We start from the raw sequence: 15,690 nt of genomic DNA, 5'->3' as shown, positions 1-15,690 counted from the left end.
CCGCGCACGGGACGCGCGGCGTTCCCCCGCTGTGCAATGAGTATGCTGTTCCGGTCCTGCCCCCACGAACGAAGAGACGTATGGTCGACCAAGCCCGCATGACGGCGCTCGCCAAGGAGCCCCTCGTCGTGATCGGCGCTCCGACGAGCGCCTTCAAAGGCACCTGGAGAGAACTGCGCGACGTCTTCCGTCAGCGCGAGATGCTCGGGATGCTCATCCGCCGCGACCTGAAGGCGCGGTACAAGGACTCGGCCCTCGGGTTCGTGTGGACGCTGGTGCGTCCGCTGACCCAGCTGATGATCTACTACTTCGTGATGGGCAAGATCCTCGGCTCGTCACGAGCGATCGACAACTTCGCGATCTACGTGTTCACCGGCCTGACCGCCTACACGCTCTTCAGCGAGATCGTCGCCGGCTCCACCGGGTCGATCGTCGGCAACAGTGGACTGATCAAGAAGGTCTACGTGCCGCGCGAGGTCTTCCCCCTCGCCAGCGTGGGGGCCGCCCTGGTCAACTTCCTGATCCAGTTCGCGATCCTCATCGCCGCGACCGTCGCGCTCGGGGTCTTCCCCTGGCACGAGGGGTTGATCTACCTCATCCCGTCGCTCCTGGTGATCCTGGTCTACGGCGCGGCCATCGGGCTCGTGCTGTCCGCGCTCAACGTGTACCTGCGCGACGTGCAGTTCGTGATCGACGTCGGCCTGATGGTGCTGCTCTGGGCATCGCCGATCGTCTACTCGTACTCGATGGTCGTCGCCGAGCTGAAGGTGCAGTGGCTGTTGGCGGTCTACACGAACAACCCGCTCACCCTGTCGGTGCTCGGACTCCAGAACGCGATCTGGCTGCACCCGACGCCGGTCGACTACCCCCCGCACCTCATGATGCGCCTCGGCATCGCCCTCGTGATCGGGCTCTTCTGCCTGCTCGGGGCGCAGCGGGTGTTCTCCCGGCTGCAGGGCAACTTCGCGCAGGAGCTCTAGACCATGGCCATCAGCACCCCCGTCGCCCCGGCGACCTCCGGCGCCGACACCGACCGCCCGGACGTCATCGTCATCGACCACGTCCGCAAGCGGTTCGTCGTCCGCAAGGACAACACCATCCGCGAGCGGATCGTCACCCTGGGCCGTGCCGGCCGGAAGCACCGGCAGGACTTCTGGGCGCTCGACGACGTCACCGTCTCGATCCAGGCCGGCACCACCGTCGGGCTCATCGGGCAGAACGGTTCCGGCAAGTCGACCCTGCTGAAGGCCATCGGCGGGATCATCCAGCCGACGTCCGGCACGGTCGCGCGCCGCGGTCGTCTGGCAGCGCTGCTCGAGCTGGGCGCCGGGTTCCACCCGGACCTGTCCGGCCGCGAGAACGTGTTCCTCAACGCGAGCCTGCTCGGCCTGACCCGGAAGGAGACCGAGGAACGCTTCGACGACATCCTCGCGTTCTCGGGGATCGGCGACTTCATCGACACCCAGGTGAAGTTCTACTCATCCGGCATGTACGTGCGGCTCGCCTTCGCGGTCGCCGTGCACACCGACCCCGACGTCCTGCTGGTCGACGAGGTACTGGCCGTCGGTGACGAGGCGTTCCAGCGCAAGTGCCTCGACCGCATCCGCTCGTTCCAGGAGCAGGGCAAGACGATCATCATCGTCACGCACTCCCTCAGCCAGGTGCAGGAGATGTGCGACCGGGTCGTGCTCCTGAACAAGGGCAAGGTCCTGCACGACGGGGACCCGATCGGTGCGGTCAGCCTGTTCCGCGACGTCCTCGAGGAGCGCCGGGCCGGTGAGCTCAGCGCCGACGTGGCGGTCGGCCGCGGCACGGTCATCGCGGCCTCGGTGCACGCCGACGGCAAGGGCCAGCGCGACGGCGTCACGCCGGGCGACGACCTGCTGGTCGACATGGAGTTCGAGCACCTGGACGGCGTCGAGGACTGGGAGGCCGCGGTCCAGATCAACAACACGGCCGGACAGGTGGTGTACGGCACCACCACCGGCATCATGGGCATCCACCTCGACCCGCTGCACGGCCGCAAGAAGCTCCGCCTCCGGATCGCGGACACGAACTTCGGCACCGGCAAGTACTTCATCAACGTGTCGATGATGGACTCCGCGGGTCGGCACCTGCACGACCTGCCCGAGTGCGACTCGTTCGAGGTGCCGTCGTTCGGCGACGCCGTCGGCAGCGTGTACGCGAAGCCCTCCATCGAGGAGCTGGCCTGACGATCCCCGACGGCGTGACCAGCACCGCGGTCGTCGTCGTCAACTGGAACCGCGCCGACCTGACCACCGCAGCCGTCCGCGCCGTGCTCGCCGAGGGCACCGCCGACGACGTGATCGTCGTCGACAACGGATCATCCGACGACTCCGTCGCCGTGCTCCGCCGCGACCTGCCGGACGCCGTCGTGATCGCGCGGGACGACAACGGCGGTTTCGCCGCCGGCGCGAACACCGGGATCCGGCACACCGACGCCGACGTCGTCGTGCTCCTGAACAACGACGCGGTCCCCGCGCCCGGCTTCGTCGCGGCGCTCCGCGACCACCTGGAGCAAGCGGGGCCGGAGGTCGCGGCGGTGACGGGCCGCATCGTGCTCGCCGGACGCTGGACGGGCCTCCCGGCCGGTGCGGAACCCGCCCCCGACGCGCGCGTGCTGCGCGACCACGACGGCCGTCCCTGGACGCCGTCGGCGGACGGCGAGGTCCGCCTGAACTCCACCGGCGTCCGCGTCGACCGCGACGGCAACGGCATGGACCGGGACTGGTTCGCGCCCGTCGACCGCGTCGCCGACGTCGACGTCTTCGGCTTCTCCGGCGGCGCGTCGGCCCTGCGGCGGAGCGCGCTGGACGACGTCGGCCTGCTCGACGAGTCCCTGTTCATGTACTACGAGGACACCGAGCTCGCCTGGCGGCTCCGCCGACGTGGATGGCGCGTCGAGCACGCCGCCGGCGCGGTCGTGGAACACGACCACTCGGCGTCGTCCGGGGTGCAGAGCGACCTGTTCCTCTTCCGCAACGCCCGGAACCGGATGGTCGTCGCGCTCTGGCACGCACCGTGGCCGACCGTCCTGCGGGCGAGCGCCCGGACCCTCTTCCGCGGTCTGCGCGGACTGCTCACCGCGTCCACCCGCCGGGAGGCCCGGCTCGTCCTGGCAGCGTTCGCGGACGTCGTCGGGGCGCTCCCGTCGCACCTCGCGCGCCGGCTCCGCGAGTCGCGGCGCGCATCCGTCCCTCGTCGCAGCGTGGACCCGGGCGCATGAGCGCGGAGGGATATCCTGGTCACTCCCCCGCCGACGGACCCGACCGTGGCGCCCCCGTTCGGAAGGACCCACGCGTGCCGCAGCTCACCGTCCTCGTCGACGGGACCGCGGTACCGCGCGAACTCGGCGGTGTGGGCCGGTACGTCGACGGCGTCGTGTCACACCTGACCGACCCGGCGCTCGACGTCCACCTGGTCGTCCGACCCGTGCACGCCGAGCACTTCCGCGCCGTGGCGCCGCACGCCACCGTGCACACCGCGCCGGCGTGGACCGACTCCGTGCCGCTGCGGTTCCTCTGGGAGCAGACCGGCCTGCCGGCACTCGGCCGCAGGGTCGGCGCGCGGGTGCTGCACTCCCCGCACTACACGTTCCCGTTCGGGTGGCGCGGCGGATCCGTCGTCACCCTGCACGACGCCACGTTCTTCTCGAACCCGGAGTGGCACTCCCGCCTGAAGCGCACGTTCTTCACCTGGTGGAGCCGTCGCTCGCTGCGCACCCGCCCGGTCGTCATCGTGCCGAGTGCGGCCACCGCGACCGAGGCCGCGCGGGTCGTCCGCGGGATCCGCGCGGACGTCCGGGTCGCACCGCTCGGCGTCGACCGTGCCGTGTTCCACGAGCCGTCGATCGCCGAGGTCGAGGACGCGCGGATCGCGGCGACGCTGCCCGAGGGTGCACCCTGGATCGCGTTCCTCGGCACCATCGAGCCCCGCAAGAACGTCACGACGTTGTTGGACGCCTACGCCACCGTGCGGGCGTCGCGAGCGGCCGCCGGTTCGGACACCCCGTGGCTCGTGCTCTCCGGGGCACGCGGGTGGGACGAGTCCGCGATCGCACGGCTCGACGCCCTGCAGCCGGACGACCGCGTCATCGAGGCCGGCTACCTGCCCCTCGAGGACCTGTCCGGCTACCTCGGCGGCGCGGAGTTCGTCGTCTACCCGTCGCTCGGCGAGGGCTTCGGCCTGCCGGTCGTCGAGGCGATGGCCTCAGGCGCCTGCGTCCTGACCACCCGGCGGTTGTCGCTGCCCGAGGTCGGCGGGGACGCAGCCGTGTACACCGAGCCGTCCGCTCCCGCACTGGCCGAGGCGATGGCCGCGCTGCTCGACGATCCCGCGCTCGTGGCGTCGCACCGGGCGGCGGCGCTGGCGCGTGCCGACGTGTTCACCTGGCAGGCCACCGCGGCCGTGCACGTCGACGCGTACTCCGCCGTCGCCGGGGGTGCACGGTGATCCGGGTCGCGGTGCTGACGGTCACCTACAACACCGGTGAGACCATCCGGCCGTTCCTGGCGAGCGTCGCCGCTGCGTCGTCCGAGCCGGTCGCCGTCGTGATCGCGGACAACGGGTCGGCCGACCTCGACGCACTGCGGGCGATCGGCGAGTCCTACGGTGCCGTCGTGGTGTCCTCCGGGGGCAACCGCGGCTACGGCGGGGGCATCGACGCCGCGCTGAGCGCCCTCGACGACGTCCTGCCCGACGTCCGCCCCGAGTTCCTGCTCGTCACGAACCCCGACGTCGTCCTCGCACCGGGATCGATCGACGAACTCGTGCGCGCCGCCGACCGGCTGCCGACGGGCGGGTCGTTCGGGCCACGGATCCTCGACGAGCAGGGCGAGACGTACCCGTCCGCGCGCCAACTGCCGTCGCTCCGGACCGGACTCGGCCACGCGGCGTTCTCGCGGTTCTGGCCCGCCAACCCCTGGAGCCAGCGGTACTGGTCCACGACGCAGGTCGTCGAGCGTGAGGCCGGGTGGCTCTCCGGCGCGTGCTTCCTCATCCGCACCGACCTGTTCCGGCAGCTCGACGGGTTCGACGAGTCGTACTTCATGTACTTCGAGGACGTCGATCTGGGCCAGCGCGTGGGTCGCTCCGGTCGCGCGAACGTGTACGTGCCGACCGCCGTGGTCACCCACACCGGGGCGCACTCGACGTCGTCGAACCGTCGCCGGATGGAGATCGAGCACCACCGCAGCGCGTACCGGTTCCTGTCGCGGAAGTACCGGGCGTGGTGGCTGTTGCCCCTCCGTGTGGTGCTGCACGCCGGTCTGTCGCTCCGAGCCCGCTGGGTCACGCGCAAGTAGCGCGAGCCGGCGGCGGGCGTCAGGAGCCGGGGCGCAGACGCCTGCGTGCGGCGCGTGCGGCTGCGAGCAGCACCGTGGCCCGGGCGTCGAAGGAGTGCTCCGCCGCCATCCGATCGGCGACCGCAGCACGTTCGGCGGCCGCCGGCCACGCGTGCGCCGGGTCGAGCAGGGCGGCCACGTCGTCCCGCGAACGGGAGACGGCGAGCGTCGGGACGTCGAGCACGTCCCCGAGGCCGGCGACCTCGTCCGTGACGACGACCCCACCCGACGCCAGCACGTCGAACACCCGGTTCGACACGAAACCGCCCGCCGCCATGTCCGGCCAGTGGTCGTTGAGGACCACGCGGGCGGACGCGTACGCCGTCGCGACCTCGGCCCGTGAGAGTGCGACGGCCCCGAGCATCGCAGAGGGCACGACGCCGTCCCACCCCGGGCCGTGCACACGCAGGTCGGTGCCGAGTGCGACCGCGTCGGCGACCACCGGCCGGGCCGCGCCACGGGTCGACCCGACGAAGACGACGTGCCCCGCGTCCGCGCCGGACTCCGACCGGGCGGCCGGGTGGAACACCGCCGGGTCGGTCGCCTGCAGCAGTGTCCGGACCGGCACGCCGGCACGTGCGGCGGCTTCCGCAGCCCACACCGGACCCGCCGCGAACGCCGCGTCGAACGACCGGAGCTCGGTGTCCGAGACGTCGTCGGGGTGGCTGATCACCCAGAGCAGGTTCACCGACGCGGGGTTCGGCGGCACACGGTCCAGCCCGCGGATGACGAGCGTGACGTCGTCTGCGGCGTCGTCGTCCCGGACGTGCGCGTCGCGCCGGTCGACGCGGACCTGCTGGCCGAGGCCCTCGAGAGCGCTCGCGAGCTCGGTGGCGAAGTGCACGTCGCCCCACCCGTCGCCCTCGGGGCCGGCCGGGGCGGCGATCTTGACGGACCAGGACAACCGGTCGTCGTCGGATCGCGATCGGGGCGCCGGTGTGACGGGTCGCGCACCCCACGGGGGCAGCGGGGGTCCGGCTGCGACCGCTCCGTCGCCGTCCGGGGCCCGGTCGCGCCAGACCGAGAACGCATCCACCGTCGACGCGTCGACCGTCCGTCCGGCCTCCGCCGAGCGGTTCAGCGACCACACCGCGCGCACGGGTCCGCCGTCGCGGTCCGCGACCGCGCGGGTCCAGCTGGTCAGGATCATCCGCTCGTCCGGGAGGCACGGTGCCGGCACCAGGGAAGCGCCCGGCATCGAGACGGCCGGCTGGTCCGCTGCGAAGACCGGCACCACAGCGAGCGGGAAGCCCTCGCGGTCGTCCGCCTGGCTGCGGACCGGGCTCGTCGACCCGTCGTCGGACCAGGGAAGCGCTCCCGGGCGCACCAGCCGCACGCCGTCCCGCTGCGAACCGTCGGGCATCCGGATGCGGGCCTGGGCCACGCCGCCGCCGCCGGCCTCCGCCAGGACCTGCAGGTCCTGGTCGGTCACCCAGACCGTAGAGTCGACCACCAGGAGCACCCGCCCGACCCCGTCGGCGACCCCGGCGTTGATCGCCGAGCCGATGCCGTCGACCGGGTCCGAGCGGACCCAGGGGATCCCCCGCGCCTGCTTGCCGACCGGCGACGCATCGGCGACGTAGCCGACCGCGCGGGTGTCCGCCGAGGGGCCGAACGCCATCCGGGCCGCGGTGACCATCGACGGCAGCGCGTCGTACCGGTCGGACCGGCTCACCAGCAGCACCGTCACCGACCGGTCGAGTGCCGGCAGGGCACCGTCCCAGCCGACCACCCGTTCGGGGTGGTCCGGCGTCACCGACGGGGGACGGGCCTCCGAACGGGAGACCGCCGCATCCGGTCGGCGGCGACGGAAGAGTGCCATGCGAGGACCGGCCGGGGGCGACGTCAGACGGCGAGCAGTCGCTGCAGGTAGACGCCGTAGCCGCCCTTGACGAGCGGTGCGGCCAGGTCGGCGAGCTGCGCGTCGTCGATCCAGCCGTTGCGCCAGGCGATCTCCTCGATGCAGCCGATCTTGAAGCCCTGACGGTCCTCGATGACCTTGACGTACTCGGACGCCTGCATCATCGACTCGAATGTGCCGGTGTCGAGCCAGGCCGTCCCGCGGTCGAGGACCTGGACGCCGAGCTCGCCCGCCTCGAGGTAGCGCTCGTTGACGGTCGAGATCTCGAGCTCCCCGCGGGCGCTCGGCTCGATCGTCTTCGCGATCTCGATGACCTTGTTGTCGTAGAAGTACAGGCCGGGGACGGCGTAGTTCGACTTCGGCTCGGCCGGCTTCTCCTCGATGGAGACGGCGGTGAAGTCGTCGTCGAACTCCACGACGCCGTACGCCTTCGGGTCGGCCACGTGGTAGGCGAAGATGGTGGCGCCGTCGACCTCGGTGTTCTTCCGCAGGTTCGTGCCGAGGCCCGTGCCGTGGAAGATGTTGTCGCCGAGGACCAGCGCGACGCTGTCGTCGCCGATGAACTCCTCGCCGATGACGAACGCCTGCGCGAGGCCGTCCGGGCTCGGCTGGACCGCGTACTGGATGTCCATGCCGAGGGACGAACCGTCGCCGAGCAGGGCACGGAACTGGTCGTTGTACTCCGGCGTCGTGATGACGAGGACCTCGCGGATGCCGGCCATCATGAGGGTCGACAGCGGGTAGTAGACCATCGGCTTGTCGTAGATCGGCATGAGCTGCTTGCTGATGCCCTTGGTGATCGGCCAGAGACGGGTGCCGGAACCCCCGGCCAGGATGATGCCCTTCATCGCGGTGTGCTTCCTTCGTTCGTTACTTGGTCGTGCGGAGCGACTCGGTGTACGCCACGCACTCCTCGTAGGTGGGCAGCAGACCCGCGGCGGCGGCTTCCTCGAGCGTCGGCGCGCTGGTGTCCTTCTCGGACAGGACCGGCTCGCCGAGTCCGTCGGGCAGCTCGAGGCCGACCGTCGGGTCGAGGATGGTGATCCCCTTCTCGCGCTCCGGGGCGTAGTGGGCGCTGACGAGGTAGTTCACCGTGGACTGGTCCTCGAGCGCGACGATGGCGTGCCCGAGGCCCTCGGACAGGTAGACGGCCCGACGGTCGACGTCGTCGATGCGCACGGAGTCCCACTGCCCGAACGTCGGCGAGCCGACCCGGATGTCGACGATGTAGTCGATGAAGGCGCCGCGCACCGCGGTCACGTACTTGGCCTGGCTCGGCGCGACGAGGGCGTAGTGGATGCCTCGGGCCACACCGGCCGCGGAGACCGACATGTTCACCTGTCGGAGGTCCAGCGGGTGACCGACCGTCTCTTCGAGGACGTCGGCGCGGTACGCCTCGAGGAATGCTCCTCGTGCGTCGCCGTGCTGGACGGGCGTGAACTCCCACGCGCCGGGGATCTTCAGTTCGCGGATCTGCACGGCTGCACCCTACCAAGCCGCCCGCCCCTGGACCCGTCGGCAGGCCGTTCCTGCGGCGGTCCGCGGGTTCGCATAGGCTGTCATGGCCTCGCGCACCTGCCGGACCCCATGAAACGAGACACTGCGAACCCGTGAAGCTCTTCATCCAGATCCCCTGCCTCAACGAGGAGAACACCCTCGCCAGCGTCATCGACTCCATCCCGCGGGAGATCGACGGCATCGATGAGATCGAGATCCTGGTGATCAACGACGGCAGCACCGACCGCACCGTCGAGGTCGCCAAGGAGCACGGTGTCAAGCACTTCGTGCACCACACCACGAACATGGGGCTCGCCCGCTCCTTCCGGGACGGCGTCGACTACGCGCTGCTCCACGGCGCGGACATCGTCGTCAACACCGACGGTGACAACCAGTACCCGCAGGCGCAGATCGCCGAACTGGTGCAGCCGATCCTCCGGAAAGAGGCCGAGATCGTCATCGGCGACCGGCAGACGCGCACCATCGAGCACTTCTCCGGCTTCAAGAAGCTCATGCAGCGCTTCGGCTCGTGGGTCGCCAGCCGCGCCGCCGGGCTCGACCTGCCCGACGCCGCGAGCGGGTTCCGCGCGTACTCGAAGTACTCGCTCATCCGCCTGAACATCGTCACGCGCTTCAGCTACTGCATGGAGACCATCGTGCAGGCCGGCTACAAGCGTCTGGCCATCGCCTCGGTGCCGATCACCACGAACCCGAAGACCCGCGAGTCGCGGCTGTTCAAGAACATCTGGCAGCACATGTTCCAGTCGGGTTCGGCGATCGCCCGCGTCTACCTGATGTACCGGCCGATGGCGCTGTTCCTCTGGGTGGCGGCGATCCTCGGGGCGCTCGGGGCCTGGCCGCTCGTCCGGTACCTGGTGCTGCTCGCGATGCACACCGGCGGCAACCACCTGCAGTCGATCATCCTCGGCGTCGTCCTGTTGATCACGGCGGTGCTGAGCATCGTGATCGGCGTCGTGGCGGACCTGACCCGCCTGAACCGGACCCTGGCCGAGGAACAGCTCGACCTGCAGAAGCTGCAGCGGTATGGGGACTGAGCGCGGAACGTCCTTGCTCGACCGGCGGACACGCTTCGCGCTCTGGGTCCGTCGACCCGGCAGCTGGGTGGAGATCGCGGCCTGGGCTGCGCTCGCGGCGTTCGTGGTCTGGACCATCGGACCGGCACTGATCGGACACGGCACCTTCCTGAACACCGGCCTGCTCGGGCGGTACACCCCGTGGGGTGAGACGTTCCAGTCGACGACGGCGTCGACCAACATCCTGAACAGCGACACGATCGACACCGTCGCGCCGCAGAACTCGCTCCTGACCCGCCTCGCCCACGAGGGCGTCTTCGGCGCGTGGAACCCCTACGTCGCCGGTGGCGCGGAACTCGGCGGCGTGCCCGACTCGGGCGCGTGGTCCCCGCTCGCCCTGCCCTGGTGGATCCTCCCCCTGGCCGCCGCCCCGGGCTGGGTGAAGCTCCTCGAGATCGTCGTCGTCACGGTCGGCATGTCCCTGCTGCTGCGCCGCTGGGGTGTCCCCCGCGCGGGCTGGGCGATCGCCGCCCTCGTCTACTCGTCGTCAGGGTTCATGGTCGCGTGGTCGAACTGGCCGCAGACACGGGTCGCGGCCTGCATCCCCCTGCTCTTCTGGGCGATCGACCGCGCCGCGGTGGAGCTCCGCGCGCGTGACGTCATCGCCGTGGGCGTGCCGCTCGCGTCGATGCTGCTCGGCGGGTTCCCGGCCATCGTCGGCTACGCCCTCTTCATCGGTGGGCTGTACTTCCTCGTCCGCACGATCGTCGCGCACCGACGGTGGGTCCCCGTGCTCGTGAGCGGGGCGATCGCGGTGGGCGGCATCCTGTTCGGCCTGCTGCTCTCCGCGTGGCAGCTCGTCCCCTTCGCCATCAACGCCACGAGCCTGGTCGACTTCAGCGGCCGTGGGCAGAGCGGCCCGAACGGTCTCGGCACCCCGCCGCTCGTCAGCGCGTGGGTGCCGGACATCTCGTTCGTGCAGAGCACCGGCCCGGCCTGGGGCATCCGCAACCCGGTGGAGGAGTACTCCTACCTGGGGATCGCGGCCGTGGTGCTCGTCGCCGCGGCGGTCCTCATCCGCCCGGCGACGCACACCGTCGCGTCCCTGCCCGACGACGCCACACCGGCCGTCCGCGCACGGCACGACCTGGTCCGACGTCGCACCCGCGGCGTCGTCGCGATCGTCGCCTCGATGCTGGCGCTCGCGGTGGTCATCGTCTACCTCGGCGGCCCCGTCCTGTCCGCCGTCCGCGAGCTGCCGGTGTTCGACACGAACCCGATCGGTCGCGCCCGCGTCGTCGTGATGTTCCTCGCCGCCGCGATGGCCGGGGTGGGCTTCGGCCGCCTCGTGCAGCCGGAGAACCTCCGTGACGAGCTGGCACGCTTCCGCGCCGCCGGGCCCCTCCGGCGCACCGGTCGGATCGCCGCCGTCGCCGTCGTGTTGTTCACCGCCGTCGGCGTGGGGATGCAGACCCTGCTCGCGATCCCGCCGATCGCCGAACAGTACGTGCACCGCACCAAGCTCGAGATCCTCACGGTCGGCATCCTCGGCGCGGTCACCGTCGTGCTCGTCGTGCTCGTCTGGGTGTTCCGGTCGCGGGTGCTGGCGACCGTCGCGGCGGTCGGGGTCGTCGCGCTCGTCGTCGTCCCCGCCGTGACGGCCACGAAGCCCTGGTGGCCGATCGCGCCCAACTCGACGTTCTACCCGACCACCCCCGCCATCGACTACCTGCAGGAACACGTCTCCGCGCAGGACCGCTACGCCGCCACCGGCAGCGCCATGCTCCCGGGGTCGTCCTCCTACTACCGGATCCGCGAGACCACGGGACACGCGTTCCAGACGGGCGAGTGGAAGGACCTCATGCGGGCGGTCGACCCGGACACGTACCCGACGGCCACGTACCTGACGTTCGAACCCAATCTCATGCCGTCGCTCGCCCGGTCGGGGATCCTCGACCGGCTCAGCACGAAGTACCTCGTCGCCGATCCGTCGGCGCCGCTCGCCGGCACCGCCGAGGCGGGTGCGGCGCAGACGAAGTGGTCGGACCTGACCGCGGACAACCCCTCGGTGGACTCGGCCAGCAACACCGGCCCGGTGAACGGCATCACCTTCACCGGTCCACCGGCCCCCACCCTGACGCTCGGGGGCATGACCCTCGACGTGGCGATCGTCGCGGACGACTCCGGCAAGACGATCACGTCGACGTCGACCCGCGTGCCGGGCCTCGGCGGCCCGCGGAACGTGGCGCTCCAGGGCTCCACCATCCCGAGGTCGACCTCGTGGCACGTCCGCATCACCGTGACCGGGCAGGACAAGCTCGTGCCGATCGGCACCGACGACGCCGGCGACGCCGTGATGAGCATCATCCGTCCGGTCTCCGGTGACGGCGTCCGGGTGGTGCACACCGGCGATGCGACGATCTACGAGCGCGGCGACGCCCTGGACCGCGTGCGCTGGGCGTCCGACCAGGTGGTGGAGCGCACCGGACCGGCGCGCGTCCGGGCACTCGCCGACCAGTCGCTGCCGGACTCGACCGTCGTCCTGAGCGCTCCGTCCGAGCACACGGCCGACCCGGACTCGAGCGCCGAGATCACCCTGCGGGGCAGCGACGTGAACAGCACGGTCGCCGAGGTCGACGCCACCGGGAGCGGCTGGGTGGTCGTCGCCGACTCGCTCCAGCGCGCCGGCTGGACGGCGACCGTCGACGGCGAACCGACCGACCTCGTCGCGGCCGACGACGCCGGCGCCGCCGTGTGGGTCCCCGCCGGCGAGCACACGGTGGAGCTGCGGTACACGGTGCCGGGCGCCCGGACCGGGTACCTGCTGACCGGCGGCAGCGTCGTCCTCGCCGTCCTCACCTGCACCGTCGTCACCCTGCTCGTCCGGCGCCGCCGCAGGCCGGGCGACGACGCGGCACGGCTGTGACCGGCTGGTATCGTCAACCGATCCACGGTCGACCGGCGGTCCTGAACGACACGCCGACGACCGACGCACCACCGGACGGCCACCGTCGACCGGAGAACACCGATCCCAGAACCACACCGACTCCGAAAAGGAACCAGACCTCGTGAAGATCCTCGTCACCGGCGGAGCCGGCTTCATCGGCTCGAACTTCGTCCGACGCACCCTGCAGGACGCGTACCCCGGACTCGAAGGCGCCGAGGTCGTCGTCTACGACGCACTGACCTACTCGGGCAACCTCGAGAACCTCGCCCCGGTCTCGGACTCCCCCCGGTACACGTTCGTGCAGGGCGACATCCGCGACGCCGCGAAGCTCGACGAGGTGATCCCCGGCATCGACGCGATCGTGCACTTCGCCGCCGAGTCCCACGTCGACCGGTCGGTCCGCGACTCCGGCATCTTCGTCGAGACGAACGTCGTCGGCACCCAGCGTCTGCTCGACGCGGCGCTCCGCCACGGCACCGAGCGCTTCGTCCACGTGTCCACCGACGAGGTCTACGGCTCCATCAGCGAGGGGTCGTGGGACGAAGAGCGCCCGCTCGAGCCGAACTCGCCGTACTCGGCGTCGAAGGCCGGCAGCGACCTGCTCGCCCGCAGCTACCACCGCACGCACGGGCTGAACCTCTCGATCACCCGCTGCTCGAACAACTACGGGCCGTACCACTTCCCCGAGAAGGTCATCCCGCTCTTCGTCACGAACCTCATCGACGACCTGCACGTCCCGCTCTACGGCGAGGGCAACAACATCCGTGACTGGCTGCACGTCGACGACCACACCCGCGGCATCGCGATGGTCCTGACCCGCGGTCGCGCCGGCGAGATCTACAACATCGGCGGCGGCACCGAGCTGACCAACAAGGAGCTCACACAGCTGCTCCTGGACGCGACCGGCAAGGACTGGTCGTACGTCGACCGCGTCGCCGACCGCCTCGGCCACGACCTGCGCTACTCGGTCGACATCTCGAAGATCAGCAGTGAGCTCGGCTACGAGCCGCAGGTGCCGTTCGAGCAGGGCCTCGCCGACGTCGTCCAGTGGTACCGCGACAACCGCAGCTGGTGGGAGCCGCTTAAGGAACGCGCCGCCCTCTCCTGAGCCGCCGTCGGCCCAGGAGCACACCGGCGTGCTCCTGGGCCGACCCCTGCTCGACCGCCACCCCCGACACGGAAGCGACACCATGACCCGGTACCTCATCACCGGCGCCGCCGGCATGCTCGGCCACGACCTGCAGCACGCCCTGGCCGGCCGCGACGTCACCGCCCGTTCCCGTGCCGAGCTGGACATCACCGACCCCGAGGCCGTCGACGCCGCGGTCGCCGGGCACGACGTCGTGATCAACTCGGCCGCCTACACGAAGGTGGACGACGCGGAGACCCACGAGGACACCGCGACCGCGGTGAACGCGGACGGGCCGGCGTTGCTCGCCGAGGCCGCGGTGCGGCACGGGGCCAAGCTCGTGACGATCTCGACGGACTACGTGTTCGACGGCAACGGCACCGCTCCCTACGCGGAGGACGCCCCCACGGACCCCCTGAACGCCTACGGCCGGTCCAAGGCCGTCGGCGAAGCCCGCGTCCGCGCGATCGCGCCGGACTCCTCGTACGTCGTCCGGACGGCGTGGATCTACGGCGCACACGGACCCAACTTCGCCGCGACCATGCTCCGGCTCGCGGCGTCCCACGACACCGTGAGCGTGGTCACCGACCAGGTCGGACAGCCCACCTGGACCGGTGACCTGGCCGCACGCATCGTCGAGCTCGTCGACGCCGACGCACCCGCCGGCATCTACCACGGCACGAACAGCGGTCAGGGCTCGTGGTACGACTTCACCCGGGCGATCTTCTCCGAGAACGGTCTCGACCCGGAGCGCGTCCTGCCGACCGACAGCGGCGCCTTCGTCCGTCCGGCGCCCCGCCCGGCGTACAGCGTGCTCGGCCACGACGCCTGGTCGCGCGCGGGCCTCGCCCCGATGCGCGACTGGCGCGAGGCGTTGCACGCGGCGACCGAGGCCGGGATCTTCCGCGCATGATCCAGCCGTCCACCCTGGTGGTCGGCGCCGGCGGGTTCCTCGGCGGCGCCGTGCACCGGTCACTCGTCGGTTCGGGCGCAGCGACCATCGCCGCCCGCGTGCCGTGGGACGACCAGGACGCCGCCGTCGAGGCACTCGTCGACGCCTTCCGCTCGGTGCGGTCGCAGCCCGGCCGCTGGCGCGTGCTGTGGTGCGCGGGCACGGGGGTCGTCGCCACCGGAGCCGACGTCTTCGACGAGGAGCAGCGCCTGATCGCCCGGGTCCTCGACGCGACCCGGGACGACCCGTCCGGAGACGGCACGCTCTTCTTCGCGTCGTCGGCCGGAGCGGTCTACGCCGGCAGCGCCGAACCGCCCTTCGACGAGGGCACGGAACCGCTCCCGCTGGCTCCCTACGGCCATGCGAAGCTCGCTGCCGAGGCCCAGTTCCGGTCCTGGGCCGCGGAGACCGGCACGCGCCTCGTGGTGGGACGGATCTCGAACCTCTACGGACCGGGCGCGAACCTCGGCAAGCCGCAGGGGCTCGTCTCGCAGCTCACCCTCGCCCACCTCGAGGGCCGGCCGTCGTCGATCTACGTGCCGATGTCGACCACCCGCGACTACCTGTACATCGACGACGCCGTCGACATGGTGCTCCGGACCATCGACCTCGTCGAGCAGGCCCCCCCTGCGGCCGCGGTCACGAAGATCCTGGCCTCCGGACAGCCGGCGACGATCGCCGACGTCATCGACGCGGTCGAGCAGGCGATCGGCAGCCGCCTGGACATCCGCGAGGGCGCCGACCCCTCGGCCACGTTCCAGGGACTCGACCTCCGCATGCGGTCCGAGGTGCTGCCGCAGGTCGGCGACCGCACCTTCGTCCCGTTCCCGCAGGGGGTCGCGACGACCGTCGAAGCCATCCGTGCCCGTCGCGCACCGGTCGGGGCCGAACCCGCCGAGCAGTAGGA

General features: G+C 71.2%; 13 protein-coding genes. 10 read left to right on the top strand and 3 right to left on the bottom strand.

What is annotated here, in order from left to right:
- The first annotated feature begins 80 nt into the window (after positions 1–80).
- The 5 genes from DEJ27_RS04145 (at position 81) to DEJ27_RS04125 (ending at position 5,324) form a co-directional block, all read left to right on the top strand.
- Positions 81–980, top strand: a complete 900-nt coding sequence (locus DEJ27_RS04145; protein WP_111090379.1) for an ABC transporter permease — start codon at positions 81–83, stop codon at positions 978–980.
- 3 nt (positions 981–983) lie between these two features.
- Positions 984–2,213 (top strand): ABC transporter ATP-binding protein, encoded by a 1,230-nt coding sequence (locus tag DEJ27_RS04140; protein ID WP_110861217.1) that lies wholly within the window; start codon positions 984–986, stop codon positions 2,211–2,213.
- A 14-nt stretch (positions 2,214–2,227) separates the two neighbouring features.
- Positions 2,228–3,247, top strand: coding sequence for a glycosyltransferase family 2 protein (locus tag DEJ27_RS04135; RefSeq protein WP_181420096.1), 1,020 nt, complete (start codon positions 2,228–2,230; stop codon positions 3,245–3,247).
- A gap of 74 nt (positions 3,248–3,321) precedes the next feature.
- Positions 3,322–4,473: a glycosyltransferase family 1 protein gene (locus tag DEJ27_RS04130; RefSeq protein ID WP_220035369.1), complete on the top strand. Its 1,152-nt coding sequence runs from the start codon at positions 3,322–3,324 to the stop codon at positions 4,471–4,473.
- Positions 4,470–5,324 carry a glycosyltransferase family 2 protein gene (locus DEJ27_RS04125; RefSeq protein ID WP_110861223.1) on the top strand — a complete coding sequence of 285 codons (855 nt, stop codon included), beginning with the start codon at positions 4,470–4,472 and terminating at the stop codon, positions 5,322–5,324. The genes DEJ27_RS04130 and DEJ27_RS04125 overlap by 4 nt, the downstream gene beginning before the upstream one ends.
- A 19-nt stretch (positions 5,325–5,343) precedes the next feature.
- Here the strand turns inward: DEJ27_RS04125 and DEJ27_RS04120 are convergent, their stop codons facing one another.
- The 3 genes from DEJ27_RS04120 to DEJ27_RS04110 are packed head-to-tail and all read right to left on the bottom strand — an operon-like array spanning position 5,344 to position 8,703.
- Positions 5,344–7,185 carry a glycosyltransferase gene (locus DEJ27_RS04120; protein WP_111090377.1) on the bottom strand — a complete coding sequence of 614 codons (1,842 nt, stop codon included), beginning with the start codon at positions 7,183–7,185 and terminating at the stop codon, positions 5,344–5,346.
- 23 nt (positions 7,186–7,208) lie between these two features.
- Positions 7,209–8,072, bottom strand: a complete 864-nt coding sequence (gene rfbA, locus DEJ27_RS04115) for a glucose-1-phosphate thymidylyltransferase RfbA (protein WP_110861227.1) — start codon at positions 8,070–8,072, stop codon at positions 7,209–7,211.
- A 22-nt stretch (positions 8,073–8,094) separates the two neighbouring features.
- Positions 8,095–8,703, bottom strand: coding sequence for a dTDP-4-dehydrorhamnose 3,5-epimerase family protein (locus DEJ27_RS04110; protein WP_110861229.1), 609 nt, complete (start codon positions 8,701–8,703; stop codon positions 8,095–8,097).
- Between the two features lie 131 nt (positions 8,704–8,834).
- Here DEJ27_RS04110 and DEJ27_RS04105 point away from each other — a divergent pair, with 131 nt between their 5' ends.
- From DEJ27_RS04105 to DEJ27_RS04085, 5 genes are all read left to right on the top strand, one after another.
- Positions 8,835–9,776 (top strand): glycosyltransferase family 2 protein, encoded by a 942-nt coding sequence (locus tag DEJ27_RS04105; RefSeq protein ID WP_110861231.1) that lies wholly within the window; start codon positions 8,835–8,837, stop codon positions 9,774–9,776.
- A complete protein-coding gene (locus DEJ27_RS04100) occupies positions 9,766–12,681 on the top strand; it encodes a hypothetical protein (RefSeq protein WP_146238563.1) in 2,916 nt (971 codons plus the stop codon). The genes DEJ27_RS04105 and DEJ27_RS04100 overlap by 11 nt, the downstream gene beginning before the upstream one ends.
- Before the next feature lie 142 nt (positions 12,682–12,823).
- Positions 12,824–13,810 (top strand): dTDP-glucose 4,6-dehydratase, encoded by a 987-nt coding sequence (rfbB, locus tag DEJ27_RS04095; RefSeq protein ID WP_027466479.1) that lies wholly within the window; start codon positions 12,824–12,826, stop codon positions 13,808–13,810.
- A gap of 82 nt (positions 13,811–13,892) precedes the next feature.
- Complete coding sequence (gene rfbD, locus DEJ27_RS04090) at positions 13,893–14,744, top strand: dTDP-4-dehydrorhamnose reductase (protein WP_110861392.1); 852 nt, start codon at positions 13,893–13,895, stop codon at positions 14,742–14,744.
- On the top strand, positions 14,741–15,688 hold the full coding sequence (locus tag DEJ27_RS04085; RefSeq protein ID WP_110861235.1) for an NAD(P)-dependent oxidoreductase: 948 nt from the start codon (positions 14,741–14,743) through the stop codon (positions 15,686–15,688). The genes rfbD and DEJ27_RS04085 overlap by 4 nt, the downstream gene beginning before the upstream one ends.
- Positions 15,689–15,690: the final 2 nt, after the last annotated feature.

Source organism: Curtobacterium sp. MCPF17_018, assembly GCF_003234135.1.
Classification (GTDB): Bacteria; Actinomycetota; Actinomycetes; order Actinomycetales; family Microbacteriaceae; genus Curtobacterium; species Curtobacterium flaccumfaciens.
The sequence above is the reverse complement of the archived record's forward strand: the minus strand, read 5'-3'. Positions and strand labels throughout refer to the sequence as shown.